Origin of the sequence: Magnetospirillum sp. UT-4, from assembly GCF_902729435.1 — a bacterium.
In the GTDB taxonomy this organism is placed as follows: Bacteria; Pseudomonadota; Alphaproteobacteria; order Rhodospirillales; family Magnetospirillaceae; genus Magnetospirillum.
Window position 1 is genome coordinate 1 of the sequence record NZ_CACVCG010000083.1, and the last position, 13,297, is coordinate 13,297.

At 69.9% G+C, this 13,297-nt stretch carries 12 protein-coding genes; 10 read left to right on the plus strand and 2 right to left on the minus strand.

The window, feature by feature from the left end; translation table 11 throughout:
• Positions 1–9 precede the first annotated feature (9 nt).
• The gene (locus MTBUT4_RS12030) at positions 10–1,566 is read right to left on the minus strand and encodes a sensor histidine kinase (RefSeq protein ID WP_173979938.1); all 1,557 of its coding nucleotides are present in this window, start codon (positions 1,564–1,566) and stop codon (positions 10–12) included.
• 120 nt (positions 1,567–1,686) lie between these two features.
• Between MTBUT4_RS12030 and MTBUT4_RS12035 the strand changes: the two genes are divergently transcribed.
• From MTBUT4_RS12035 to MTBUT4_RS12075, 9 genes are all read left to right on the plus strand, one after another.
• A complete protein-coding gene (locus tag MTBUT4_RS12035; protein ID WP_173979939.1) occupies positions 1,687–2,601 on the plus strand; it encodes a hydrogen peroxide-inducible genes activator in 915 nt (304 codons plus the stop codon).
• A 92-nt stretch (positions 2,602–2,693) separates the two neighbouring features.
• A complete protein-coding gene (rpmI, locus tag MTBUT4_RS12040) occupies positions 2,694–2,900 on the plus strand; it encodes a 50S ribosomal protein L35 (protein ID WP_173979940.1) in 207 nt (68 codons plus the stop codon).
• A gap of 1 nt (position 2,901) precedes the next feature.
• Positions 2,902–3,258, plus strand: a complete 357-nt coding sequence (rplT, locus tag MTBUT4_RS12045) for a 50S ribosomal protein L20 (protein ID WP_173979941.1) — start codon at positions 2,902–2,904, stop codon at positions 3,256–3,258.
• A 271-nt stretch (positions 3,259–3,529) separates the two neighbouring features.
• Complete coding sequence (gene pheS, locus MTBUT4_RS12050) at positions 3,530–4,606, plus strand: phenylalanine--tRNA ligase subunit alpha (RefSeq protein WP_173979942.1); 1,077 nt, start codon at positions 3,530–3,532, stop codon at positions 4,604–4,606.
• Positions 4,603–6,999, plus strand: coding sequence for a phenylalanine--tRNA ligase subunit beta (gene pheT / locus MTBUT4_RS12055; protein WP_173979943.1), 2,397 nt, complete (start codon positions 4,603–4,605; stop codon positions 6,997–6,999). Before pheS ends, pheT begins: the two co-directional genes overlap by 4 nt.
• 158 nt (positions 7,000–7,157) lie before the next feature.
• The gene (locus MTBUT4_RS12060; protein WP_173979944.1) at positions 7,158–7,742 is read left to right on the plus strand and encodes a histidine phosphatase family protein; all 585 of its coding nucleotides are present in this window, start codon (positions 7,158–7,160) and stop codon (positions 7,740–7,742) included.
• A 260-nt stretch (positions 7,743–8,002) separates the two neighbouring features.
• Positions 8,003–8,458 carry a thioredoxin family protein gene (locus MTBUT4_RS12065; RefSeq protein WP_173979945.1) on the plus strand — a complete coding sequence of 152 codons (456 nt, stop codon included), beginning with the start codon at positions 8,003–8,005 and terminating at the stop codon, positions 8,456–8,458.
• Between the two features lie 33 nt (positions 8,459–8,491).
• Entirely contained in the window at positions 8,492–9,196 is a 705-nt protein-coding gene (locus MTBUT4_RS12070) for a cytochrome c biogenesis CcdA family protein (RefSeq protein ID WP_173979946.1), read from the plus strand.
• A 102-nt stretch (positions 9,197–9,298) separates the two neighbouring features.
• On the plus strand, positions 9,299–10,939 hold the full coding sequence (locus MTBUT4_RS12075) for an ATP-binding protein (RefSeq protein WP_254434845.1): 1,641 nt from the start codon (positions 9,299–9,301) through the stop codon (positions 10,937–10,939).
• Positions 10,940–10,942: 3 nt separating this feature from the next.
• Here MTBUT4_RS12075 and MTBUT4_RS12080 read toward each other — a convergent pair whose 3' ends face one another.
• Entirely contained in the window at positions 10,943–12,634 is a 1,692-nt protein-coding gene (locus MTBUT4_RS12080; protein ID WP_173979947.1) for a methyl-accepting chemotaxis protein, read from the minus strand.
• 162 nt (positions 12,635–12,796) lie between these two features.
• On the opposite strand from MTBUT4_RS12080, the gene MTBUT4_RS12085 reads away from it, so the two are divergent.
• Positions 12,797–13,210, plus strand: a complete 414-nt coding sequence (locus MTBUT4_RS12085; RefSeq protein ID WP_173979948.1) for a response regulator — start codon at positions 12,797–12,799, stop codon at positions 13,208–13,210.
• The last annotated feature ends 87 nt before the right edge of the window (positions 13,211–13,297 follow it).

The window sequence follows — 13,297 nt, forward strand, 5'->3', positions numbered from 1 at the left end:
TAGGACGGGTTAGGCCTTAAACAGGATTCCGACGCGGGTGCCGCGCTGGCGCCGGGTGAAGTCCAGTTCGCCGTCCAGCTGCTTGGCCAGCGCCTTCAGGATGGGCAGGCCGAGGCCGCTGCCGGCGGTGCTCTTGGCGCCGCTGCCCAGGCCGATTCCGTCGTCCTCGACGGCGAAGCGGATGGTGTCGCCCTCGCGGTGCAGCCCGATGTGGATGTGGCCGCCGCCGCCCTCGGGGAAGGCGTGCTTCAGCGCGTTGTTGAGCGCCTCGTTGGCGAGCAGGGCCAGCGGCACCGCCTGGTCCAGCGGCAGGCGGGTTCCGTCGGTGTCGACCCGCACCGCGATGCCGCGCTCGGCTGCGCCGTGGCTGTCGCCCACCGAGGCGGCCAGCGCCCGCAGGTAGTCGCCCATGCTGACCTCGGAGGCCTCGTGCTGCTCGTACAGGGTCTGGTGCACCAGGCCCATGGAGCGGATGCGCGACAGCGCCTCGTCGAAGGCCCGCGCGGTGGCGGGATCGGCGCGCAACGCCTGCATGGTCAGGAAGCTCGACACGATCTGCAGGTTGTTCTTCACCCGGTGGTGGATTTCCTGGAACAGCACCTGCTTGTCGGCCAGCAGCGCCTGGGCATGGGCGCGCTCGCCGGCCTCGCGCGCCAGGCTTTGCGACAGCTGGCGCAGGGTCAGCATGACGCCGGCCAGCACCGCCGCGGCGAACAGCCCGGTGTTGAGCGCGCGTTCGCGCCAGGCGGCGAAGATCACCTTGTTCGGCAGGCCGGTCACCACGATCAGCGGCTGTCCGGCGACCTGGCGATAGACGAACAGGCGCTCGATGCCGTCGAAGCGGGAATTGGTGACGAAGCTGCCGCTGTCGGCCTTGACGTAGCCGTCCAGCAGCTCCGTCGGCGGGGCGAACTTCTCGGTCCCCGGGGGCGGCAGCGGGTAGCGCGCCACCTGGTCGCCCTCGACGCGGAAGATCGAGAAGGTGGCGCCGTCCTCGGGCCTCAGGGTGCGGTAGAAATCGGTGAAGTACTCGGTCCGCAGCGACACCTGGACCACCCCGCGGAAGCGGCCGTCGGGATATTCCAGGCGGCGGCTCATGGCGAAGTAGTAGCCGCCGTAGACCTTGCCCCAGATCATCGGGCTGACGTATTCGCGCGCCCCGTCGCGGGCGGCGGTGAAGTAGGCGCGGTCCGACACGTCCAGCCTGACCCGCCCCGGCTTGAAGGTGGTCAGCGCCAGCTGGCCGTTCTCGTCGGCGATCCACACCGAATCGCTGTTGGGGATTTCCGCGATCAACCGCTTGATGGACTCCCAGTCCTCGCGGGACTCGGCGAGGTCGGCAAGCGGCCGCTCGCCGATGCGGTCGGCGATGCGCGACAATTGCAGCGACCCGGCCAGCAGGGCGGCGCGGGTATGCTCCTCCATCAGGCGGGCGATCTCCATCAGGCCCTTCTCGGCCTCGGCCCGCACGCTGGCATGGTCGCGCCAGACGAACAGGCCGTAGCCGACGGCCAGGGCGACCGAGAACAGGAGCTTGATGAGCCGGAGCAGGCGCAGCGAGGTCATGGCGCACTAATACCGGTCTTTGGTGCCTTGGCAACAGGGAAGTCGGCGACCTTCTGGGCGGCGCTTGACTCATTGAGTTGTCGTGAAAAAATAAAGGCGACAAATCGAAGAGGGCGATTGATGAAGATCCTGCCCACCCTGCGCCAGCTGCGCTATCTGGTGGCCCTGTCCGAGCACCGCCATTTCGGCCGCGCCGCCGAGGCCTGCCTGGCGACCCAGTCGACCCTGTCGGCCGGGCTGCAGGAGCTGGAGACGTTGCTGGGCGTGGTGCTGGTCGAGCGCACCAAGCGCAAGGTCATGCTGACCCCACTGGGCGAGGAGGTGGTGGAGCGCGCCTGCGCCGTGCTGCGCGGGGCCGAGGACATCGCCGACCTGGCCGCCGCCTCGGGCGCGCCGCTCTCGGGGCCGTTGCGGCTGGGCGTCATTCCCACCATCGCTCCCTACCTGCTGCCCGGGGTGCTGCCCGAGCTGCGCCGCACCTATCCGGCGCTGCGCCTCTATTTGCGCGAGGACCAGACCGCCCGCTGCCTGGAGCGCCTGGGCACCGGCGACCTCGACATGGCGCTGCTGGCGCTGCCCTACCCGATGCCGGGGCTGGAGACGGTCGAGGTCGGCGAGGACCCGTTCGTCTTCGCCTGCCCGCCCGGCCATCCGCTGGCGGCGCGCGACAGCATCTCGGGCGCCGATCTGGCGGATGCCGACCTGCTGCTGCTGGAGGAGGGCCATTGCCTGCGCGAGCACGCTTTGGCCGCCTGCAGCCTGCCGGGGCCGTCCAGGGGCGAGGGCATCCTGGCCACCAGCCTGCCGACCCTGGTGCAGATGGTGGCCAACGGCCTGGGCGTCACCCTGCTGCCCGGCATGGCGGTGGCCACCAACATCCTGGCCGGCACCGGCGTGGTGACCCGGACGCTGGCCGATGGCGGCAGCCGCACCATCGGCTGCGCCTGGCGGCCCAGCTCGCCGCGCAAGGCCGAATTCCGGGTGCTGGCCGACTTCCTGCGCCGCGCTTGCAAAGGCTGCCGGGAACCGGTATAAGCCTCGCTTCCCTCGAGCGCGCCCGGGCCTGAGACAAGGGCATGCCCGGCCGCTCATGGATCGCATCATTTCTTCCACAAGGACTTGCGAAAATGCCCAAGATGAAGACCAAGAGCGCCGCCAAGAAGCGGTTCAAGCTCACTGCCTCCGGCAAGGTCAAGGGGAACGTGGCCAACAAGCGCCACTGCCTCACCGCGAAGCCCAACGACATGAAGCGTCAGGCCCGCGGCACCTTCATCCTGTTCAAGGCTGACGGTGAGAAGGTGAAGCAGTACTACCTGCCGTACGGAGACAAGTAAGATGGCGCACGTCAAGCGGGGCGTCACCACCCACGCCCGTCACAAGAAGATTCTCAAGCTGGCCAAGGGCTATCGCGGCCGCGCCTCCACCTGCTTCCGGGTGGCGATCGAGAAGGTCGAAAAGGCGCTGCGCTATGCCTACCGCGACCGCCGCGCCAAGAAGCGCAACTTCCGCGCCCTGTGGATCCAGCGCATCAACGCCGGCACCCGCCAGCACGGCATGCCCTATTCCCGCTTCATGGACGGCCTGAAGAAGGCCGGCATCGCGCTCGACCGCAAGGTCCTGGCGGACATCGCCGCCCGCGAGCCGGAAGCCTTCAAGGCGCTGGTCGGCAAGGCCCAGGCGGCCCTCCAGTAAGGCTGGTTCCAGGTATTCGGCTTTTACGGAGGGGGCTGCCCGCAAGGCAGCCCCCTTGTCGTGTCGGCACCGTTCCGCCCTTTCATTCGGGCCTCACCCTGAGGAGCCCCGAAGGGGCGTCTCGAAGGGCGATGCCCGTGGCAAGTTCGTGGGGCGCAGGATCTTGGCCCGCCTCGTCCTTCGAGACGCGCCCGTGACGGGACGCTCCTCAGGATGAGGCTACGGAAAAGTCGCTCGATGATGGGGTGATGGGTTCAACGGGGAAGAGGCAATGCAAGACCTAGACAAAATCCGCGCCGAGGCGCTGGCCGCCGTGGCCGCCGCCGCCGATCTCGACGCCCTCGAGGCGGCCCGCGTCGCCGCGCTGGGCAAGAAGGGCAGCATCTCGGCCCTGATGGCCACCCTGGGCAGGATGGACGCGGAAGCGCGCAAGACCGCCGGGGCCGAGCTCAACCGCCTGAAGGACGAGGTCGCCGAGGCCATCGCGAGCGCCAAGGCGGCGCTGGAGGCCAAGGCCCTGGACCAGCGCCTGGCCCGCGAGCGCATCGACGTCACCCTGCCGGTGCGCCCCGAGACCACCGGCCGCGTCCACCCCATCGCCCAGGTGATGGAGGAGATGACCGCCATCTTCGCCCAGATGGGCTTCGAGGTGGCGGAAGGTCCCGACATCGAGGACGACTTCCACAATTTCACCGCGCTCAACATCCCGGCCGAGCACCCCGCCCGGCAGATGCACGACACCTTCTATTTCGGCGAGCGCCCCGACGGCTCGCGCCATCTGCTGCGCACCCATACCAGCCCGGTGCAGATCCGCACCATGCTGAACACCGCGCCGCCCATCCGCATCATCGCCCCGGGCCGCACCTATCGCTGCGATTCCGACATGACGCACACCCCGATGTTCCATCAGATCGAGGGGCTGGTGATCGACCGGACCACCCATATGGGCCACCTCAAGGGCTGCCTGATGGAGTTCGTCACCACCTTCTTCGAGGTGGACGAGGTGCCGGTGCGCTTCCGCCCCAGCTTCTTCCCCTTCACCGAACCCTCGGCCGAGGTCGATATCGGCTGCTCGCGCGAGGGCGGCGAGCTGAAGATCGGTCCCGGCAAGGGCTGGCTGGAGATCGGCGGGTCCGGCATGGTCCATCCCAACGTGCTCAGGGCCTGCGGCATCGACCCCGACGAGTACCAGGGCTTCGCCTTCGGCATGGGCGTCGAGCGCATGGCCATGCTGAAATACGGCATCCCGGATCTGCGCACCTTCTTCGAATCCGACCTCAGGTGGCTGAAGCATTACGGCTTCCTGCCCCTTGACGTGCCGACCCTGTCCGGAGGGCTGACCCGATGAAGTTCACCCTGTCCTGGCTGAAGGAGCATCTGGACTTCGACGCCACCCTGGCCGAGCTGGAAGCCCGCCTGACCATGCTCGGCCTCGAGGTCGAGCAGATCGTCGATCCCGCCGCCAGCCTTTCCGGCTTCGTCGTCGGCCACGTGCTGGAGGCCGAGAAGCACCCCAACGCCGATCGCCTGCGGGTGTGCAAGGTCGATAGCGGCGCCGGAATCATCCAGGTGGTGTGCGGCGCCCCCAATGCGCGGGCCGGCCTCAAGGTCATCCTGGCCCAGCCCGGCACCGTCATTCCGGTCACCGGCGAGCCGCTGAAGAAGGGCAAGGTCCGCGACGTGGAAAGCCAGGGCATGATGTGCTCGTGGCGGGAACTCAAGCTGGGCGAGGACCACGAGGGCATCGCCGAGCTGGAACCCGGCGTCCCCGTCGGCACCCCGCTGGCCCAGGTGATGAGCGTCGATCCCATGATCGAGATCTCCATCACCCCCAACCGCGCCGATTGCCTGGGCGTGCGCGGCATCGCCCGCGACCTTGCCGCCTCGGGGCTGGGCCGGCTCAAGCCGCTGGACGTCTCACCGGTGCCCGGCACCTTCAAGAGCCCCATCGCGGTGAAGCTGGATTTCGACCACGCCTCCGCCTCGGCCTGCCCCTATTTCGTCGGCCGCCTGATCAAGGGCGTGAAGAACGGCGAATCGCCGGCCTGGCTGAAGGACCGCCTCACCGCCATCGGCCTGCGCCCCATCTCGGCGCTGGTGGACATCACCAACTACATCACCCACGACCTCGCCCGGCCGCTGCACGTCTTCGACGCGGCCAAGGTCAAGGGCGACATTCGCGCCCGCCTGGCGCGGCCGGACGAGACCCTGGCGGCGCTGAACGGCAAGACCTATGCGCTCGAGCCCACCATGACGGTGATCGCCGACGAGGCCGGGCCGGAAGCCCTGGCCGGCATCATCGGCGGCGAGCCTTCCGGCTGCACCGAGGCGACCACCGAATTGTTCCTGGAAGCGGCCTGGTTCGATCCCATCCGCACCGCCGCCACCGGGCGCAGGCTGGACGTGCTGTCCGACGCCCGCTTCCGCTTCGAGCGCGGCATCGACCCCGCCTTCGTGCGTGACGGCGCCGAGATCGCCACCCGCATGATCCTGGATTTGTGCGGCGGCGAGGCCTCGGACCTGGTGATCGCCGGCGAGGAACCCGATTGGCGCACCTCCATCGTGCTGCGCCCCGAGCGGGTCGGCGCCCTGGGCGGCGTCGATGTCGCGAAGGAGCGCCAGGAGGACATCCTGCGCGGGCTGGGCTGCACCGTCGCCGAGCATGATGACGGCCTGCTGGTGGTGCCGCCCTCGTGGCGCGCCGACATCGCCGCCGAGCACGATCTGGTGGAAGAGGTGATCCGCGTCAACGGCTACGACCAGCTGCCGGCGGTGCCGCTGCCGCGGCCCAGCATGCCCAAGCCGCTGCTCACCCCCGGCCAGCGCCGCGCCGCCTGGGTGCGCCGGCAATTGGCGGCGCGCGGCCTGGTGGAGACGGTGACGTGGTCGTTCCTGCCCTCGGCACAGGCCAAGCTGTTCGGCGGCGGTGCGCCCGAGATGCATCTGGCCAACCCGATCTCCTCCGACCTGGACTGCATGCGTCCCTCGGTGCTGCCCAATCTGGTGGCGGCGGTGGGCCGCAACGCCGATCGCGGCTTCAAGGATCTCGGCCTGTTCGAGATCGGGCCGCAATTCGATGGGCCGGAGCCGGGGCAGCAGCGGGCGGTGGCGGCCGGATTGCGTGCCGGCCGCGCGGTGCCGCGCCATTGGGCCGAGAAGACCCGCGCGGTGGATGCCTTCGACGCCAAGGCCGACCTGCTGGCGGCCATCGCCGCCACCGGCGCCAACCCCGAGTCCTTCCAGGTCGCCGCCGAGGCGCCGTCCTGGTACCACCCGGGGCGCTCGGGCTGCCTGAAGCTGGGCAACAAGCCGGTGGGCTGGTTCGGCGAGCTGCATCCGGGCGTGCTGGCGGCCCTGGGCATCAAGGGCGCCCTGGCCGGTTTCGAGCTGTTCCTGGAGGCGCTTCCCCCCCAGAAGGCCAAGGCCACCAAGGCCAGGCCGCTGCTGAAGGCTTCGGCCCTGCAGCCCCTCGAACGCGACTTCGCCTTCGTGCTGGATGCCGGGATCGCCGCCGATGCGGTGGTGCGGGCGGCCAGGGGCGCCGACAAGGCGCTGGTCGCCGATGTCGCCGTGTTCGATCTCTACGAGGGTCCCAACGTCGGCGAGGGCAAGAAATCCCTGGCCGTCACCGTCACCCTGCAGCCGGTCGAGAAGACCCCGACCGACGAGGAGATCGAGGCGGTGGGCCGCAAGATCGTCGACGCGGTGGTGAAGGCCACCGGCGGGGTGCTGCGGGGGTAATAGCGCCGTCGTCCCCGCCTTCGCGTGCGGCGGCGGGGGATGAAACACAGAGACACAGAGACACAGAGGAGTCACAGAGAAGGATAATCTTTTTCTCTGTGCCTTCTCTGCGTCTCTGTGTCTCTGTGGTTAATCAATCTTTTATCGAAGACTCCAATATGCCGACCATCATCCTCATCCGCCACGGTGAAACCATCTGGAACCGGGCCAGGCTGATCCAGGGGCATCTGGACGTGCCGCTGACCCTCAAGGGCATCGAACAGGCCCGCGCCTATGGCCGCGTGCTGCCGCGGCTGGTGGGGGACGGGCAGGGCTGGCGGCTGGTTTCCAGCCCGCTGGCGCGCTGCGTCCAGACCCTGGCCATCCTGGCCGAGACCGCCGGCCTCGACCCGCTGGCCGCCACCACCGACCGCCGCCTGATGGAGGTGGACACCGGCGCCTTTTCCGGCCGCACCAAGGCCGAGCTGACGCCCGACGAGGCCGCCGGCAGCGGCCGCCACACCTGGTACTTCCGCTGCCCCGGCGGCGAGACCCATGCCGACCTGTCGGCCCGGCTGTCGTCGTGGCTGGCGGAACGCACGCCCGGCGAGAAGCTGGTGGTGGTCAGCCACGGCGTCGCCGGCAAGGTGCTGCGCGGCCTCTACGCCGGCACCGATTCCGATGCCGCCATCGCCCAGGACAGCCCGCAGAACGCGCTGTTCCTGCTGTCGGGCGGCACGGTGGAGCGGGTGGAATGCATCTGAGAAAACGCCCCTCCCCTTGATGGGGAGGGGTTGGGGTGGGGTGAGGTTCCGCGACAACGCCGACGCGGTTCCCCCCCTACCCCAGCCCTCCCCCGCGTGCGAAGCACGCATTGTCGGAAGGCGGGCTCCGCCCGCCAGGGGGGAGGGAGCAAGCTCGCCGCAAGTCCTGGAAAAAATCCTGTAACCCCGGCGCGTCAGCCGACGAACCTCCCTTCATCAGGCCGGATCAACCGGTCCGCCCATCGCAGCAGGAGGTTTTCATGAAGCGTTTCGTCGCCATGCTTTTCGCTGTCGCGGTCTTCGCCGTCGCCGGTCCGTCCCTGGCCGCCCAGCCCTTCGACAAGCAGGCCTTCATGCAGGCGCAGGAGGCGGGGGCGCCGATCCTGCTGCACATCCACGCGCCGTGGTGCCCGACCTGCAAGGCGCAGGAGCCGATTGTGGGCATGCTGGAGAAGGAAAACCACGCGCTCAAGGTCTTCCGCGTCGATTTCGATGGTCAGAAGGACGTGGTGAAGGAGCTGAAGGTCAGCAGCCAGAGCACCCTGATCGCCTTCTCGGGCAAGACCGAGACCTCCCGCTCCACCGGTGTCACCGACCCCGCCAAGATCCGCGCCATGGTGCCGAAGGCGGCGATGATGATGGACAAGCCCATGGAAAAGCCCATGGGCATGGACAAGCCGATGATGGACAAGCCCATGATGGACAAGAAGATGTAGGACCGCGCCATGGGCAGGATATAGGAACGCGCCATGGGCACGCTGCTCGCCGGTTACCTTGCCGGGGCATTCTCGACGCTGTCCCCTTGCGTCCTGCCGCTCATTCCGGTGCTGCTGGCGAGCGCCCTGCAGCGCCACCGCCTCGGTCCGCTGGCGCTGGCCGGCGGCCTGGCGGTGTCGTTCACCCTTCTGGGGATGCTGCTGGCCGGGGCGGGGTTGGCCTTCGGCCTCGACCAGACCGCGGTGCGCCAGGCGGCCGCCCTGGTGATGGCGGGGTTCGGGCTGGTGCTGCTGGTGCCGGCCCTGTCGCGCGGCTTCGCCGCCATCGCCGCGCCGCTGGCCGGCGGCGGCGGCACCCTGCTGTCGCGGGTGTCGGGCGACGGTCTGGCCGGCCAGTTCCTGCTGGGGCTGCTGCTGGGGGCTGTGTGGTCGCCCTGCACCGGGCCGACCCTCGGCGCCGCGGTTGGCCTGGCCGGCAGCCGCGACACCCTTGCCGAGGCCGGGCTGGTGATGGCGGTGTTCGCCGCCGGCGCCGCCAGTCCGGTGCTGGCCCTGGCCTATGGCCTGTCGTCGTGGAAGCAGGCGCTGGGGCGCCTGGCGCAGCGGGGCAAGCCGGTGCTGGGCGGTGTCCTGCTGGCGGTCGGCCTGCTGGTGCTGAGCGGCGCCGACAAAGCGCTGGAGACCGCGCTGGTGGCGATCATGCCCGACTGGCTGGTGGCGGCGACGGTGATGTTCTGACCACCGTGGGTTTCACATTCCGGGCTTTGCTGTCCTATACGACGGGGTTATCCTGCTGGCAGAGCGAAGGCTGGGGGGCGGCCGGTCGCGGAGGATGGCGGCGTGGACGTCGAAACACCCGGTCGGAGGATCGGACGCAGCTGGCAACCGTTCCTGGTGGCGGCGGTGGTCACCGCCATGGTCGGCGGCCTGCTGTTCCTGCTTGACCGGTTCGACCGCGAACGCCAGCTCGAGGCGGCCCGCGCCGATGTCGCCGCCCAGCTCTCGACCCTGCGCGCCCGGCTGGAATACCGCCTCAACGCGCCGCTGCTGCGGGCCCGGGGGGTGGTCGCCCACATCGTCGCCCATGGCGACATCTCCGAGCGCGACTTCCACGTCGTCGCCGAAGTGCTGATGAAGGACCACACCAACGTCCGCAACATGATCGTCAGCCGCGGCCTGGTGATCGCCATGACCTATCCGGTGGCCGGCAACGAGTCGGTGGTGGGGGTGGATTTCCGCTCGGTGCCGGTGCAGTACGCGTCGGTGCTGAAGGCCATCGAGGGGCGGATATCGCTGCTGCAGGGGCCGGTGCCGCTGATCCAGGGCGGTACCGGGCTGATCCTGAGGACGCCGGTGTTCCTGAGCGACGAGGGCGGCGGCGAGCGCTTCTTCGGCATGGCCAACGTGGTGCTTGACGTCCCCCGCACCTTCTCGGCGGTGGGGCTGGACGATCCCGACCTGCCGCTGGAGGTCGCCATCCGCGGCCGCGACGGGCTGGGCGCGGCGGGAGACATGATCCACGGCAATCCGGCGGTGTTCTCCGCCAGTCCGGTCGAGACCGATGTCGAGCTGACCCAGGGCACCTGGCGGCTGGCCGCCATCCCCCGGGGCGGCTGGGCGTCGCGCGGTCACTTCGGCTTGACGCGGGTGATGGTGGTGCTGGCCTTGCCGGCCATGGCGGTGGTGGCCTTCGGCACGGCGGCGTTGCTCATCCGCCAGCGGCGGGCCGAAGCCGATCTGCGGCGCAATACCGTGGAACTGCAGGCCCTGAACGCCGAATTGCGGCGCTCCAATGCCGACCTCGAGCGTTTCGCCTACCTTGCCTCGCACGACCTGCAGACGCCGCTGCGCAACGTCGCCAGCTATGCCCAGCTGCTGCATCGGCGCTACCGCGGCCGCCTCGATGCCGATGCCGACGACTTCATCGGCTTCATCGTCGAGAACGCCCAGCGCATGGCGCAGCTGGTGCAGGACCTGCTGGGCTACGCCCGCATCTCCAACACCCCCCACGAGCCGCAGGACGTGCCGGCCGGCGCCGCGTTGCGGGCGGCGCTGGACAACCTTGGCGCCGCCATCGCCGAAGCGGATGCCGAGGTGGTGGTGCAGGGCACGCTGCCGGTGGTTCGCGTCGATGATGCCTATCTGGTGGTGCTGTTCCAGAACCTGGTCGGCAACGCCATCAAGTACCGCGCCCAGGGCCGCCGTCCGCGGGTGGACATTTCGGCCCGGGCCGATGGCCCCGGCGTCTGGCTGTTCGCGGTGGCCGACAACGGCATCGGCATCGCCCCGGAATATTTCGAGCAGATCTTCGGCGTGTTCCAGCGCCTGCATCCCCCCGGCAGCTTCGAGGGCACCGGCATCGGGCTGGCCACATGCCAGCGCATCGTCGAGGCCTGCGGCGGCCGCCTGTGGGTGGAATCCACCCCCGGCGAGGGCGCGACGTTCCTGTTCACCCTGCCGGCGGCGAGTGACGCCGCGTAGGGATCAGGCCGCCCGCACCTCGGCCAGGAACGTCTCGATCATCCGCTTCAAGCCATCCGCCTCGCCCGACAGCTCGCCGGAGGCCGACAGCACCTCGCGGGCGGCGCCGCCGGTCTGGTCGGCGGCGGACTGGACGCCGACCACGTTGGTGCTGACGTCGGCGGTCCCTTGCGCCGCCTGCTCGACATTGCGGGCGATTTCGCCGGTGGCGGCGCTCTGCTCCTCGACGGCGGTGGCGATGCCGGTGGCGATCTCGCCGACCTCGACGATCACCCGCACGATGCCCTGGATGGCGGCGACCACGCGCGCGGTCTCCTCCTGCACGGCGGTGATCTGGCGGGCGATCTCCTCGGTCGCCTTGCCGGTCTGGTTGGCGAGGCTCTTCACTTCGCCGGCCACCACGGCGAAGCCCTTGCCGGCGTCGCCGGCCCTGGCCGCCTCGATGGTGGCGTTGAGCGCCAGCAGGTTGGTCTGGGCGGCGATGTCGTTGATCAGCTTCACCACCTCGCCGATCTGGCGGACCGTGCCGTCCAGTTCGGCCACCAGGGTGCCGGCCCGATTGGCCTCGGCGACGGCGTTGCCCGAGATGGCCGAGGAATGGGCCACCTGGCGGGCGATCTCGGTGATCGACGAGGACAGTTCCTCGGCCGCCGAGGCCACCGTCTGGACGTTCACCGAGGCCTGTTCCGAGGCGGCTGCGACGGCGGTGGCCTGGCGGCTGGTCTGTTCGGCGGTGGCGCTGAGGCCCTGGGCGGTGCCCGCCAGCTGGCGCGCAGCCGCCGCCACGGTCTGCACCGCCCCGGCGGCGGCGGTGTCGAAGCCGGCGGTCAGTTCGGCCACCCGGGCCGCGCGGCGGAAGGCGGCTTCGTCGGCCTGGCGCTGCTGCGCCTCCAGCTCGCGCTGGCGGGCCAGGGTGTCGCGGAACACCTCCAGCGCGGCGGCCATGGCGCCGATCTCGTCGGCGCGGCCGCGGCCCGGCACCGCCACCGTCAGGTCGCCCTCGGCCAGCCGGCCCATGGTGGCGGTGACGGCGACGAGGGGCGGCACGATGGCCCGGCGCGCGGCGTAGGCGATGGCGCCGGCCAGGGCCAGGCCGACGAGCAGACCGATCAGCGCGACGGCCTTGAGGGCGGCGGTGGCGGCGGCGGCCTCGGCGGCGTCCTCGGCCAGCATGTCGCGCTGGCTGCTGATCATGCCGCCGGTGCGCTTGCCGTCGGCGCCCCGTTCGCCCTCGAACAGCACCACCAGCTTGCGCACCCTGGGCACCGCCTCGCCGGTCAGGATGGCCACGCCGGCCTCGCCCATTCCGGCCGCCTCGGCACGGTCCTGGGCGGATTTGAGCTCGGCCAGCAGCACGCGGGCCTGCTGCCACGCCTCACGGTTGCGGGGATTGGTGAAGTCGGGGGCCAGCGCGTCCATGCGCGCGGTCAACGGGGCGATGGCGGTCCAGGCCTCGACCCGGTCGTGGCGGAAATCGTCGCGGCCGGTGAGCAGGAAGCCGCGCAGCGCCGCCAGCGAGGCGTAGACATCGCGCTCGATGGAGGCCGAGGTGTCGGCCACCGGCATGCGGAACGAGGTCATGCGTTCCACCGTGGCATCGACCTCGGACGCCTCGTAGGCGCCGATGCCGGCCACCAATGCCAGGACCACGCAGATTGCCGCAAAGCCCGCCGTCAGGCGCCCGCCGATCCCCATGACATCGTCCCCCAACCCGCATTCAAATGGCATATCTCCGGCGGTGGCGGGCCGCTTGTCCGTGACCTTGGTAAAGTCGGACATGGAGGAAGGTTCTGGGCAGCGCAGCCGTTCCGCATTATGCTTGCGGCCGTGCTGGGGAGCACGATTGGAGATGGCGTCATGGACGTAGACGAGGCCTTGGCGGCCTGGGTCGCCTCGAAGCGCTTCCTGGTGGTCGAGGATATCGACACCTCGCGCCTGCTGGTGTCGGGGCTGCTGCGCGGTGCCGGCGCGGCCACGGTGCACACCGCCCAGGACGGCGAGGATGCCGTCGCGAAGATCGAGGCCAAGGGTGTGCCCGATATCATCCTCTGCGACTGGAACATGCCGAAGATGGACGGCATCACCCTGCTGTCGGTGGTGCGCGAACTCTACCCCGCGGTGCGGTTCGTGATGCTGACCGCCAACACCCAGCCCGAGCACGTGCGCACCGCCGCCTACCACAAGGTCGACGGCTACATCGCCAAGCCGTTCACCCGCAAGGTGCTGCTGGACACCCTAAACAAGCTGCGGGCCGCCGAGGCGGCGGGGTAGGGGCCACCCCCGCGACGGCGCATAGGCGCCCGGTCCGGTCATTCCGTATCCGTAGCCTCATCCTGAGGAGAGCGCGCAACGCTCGTC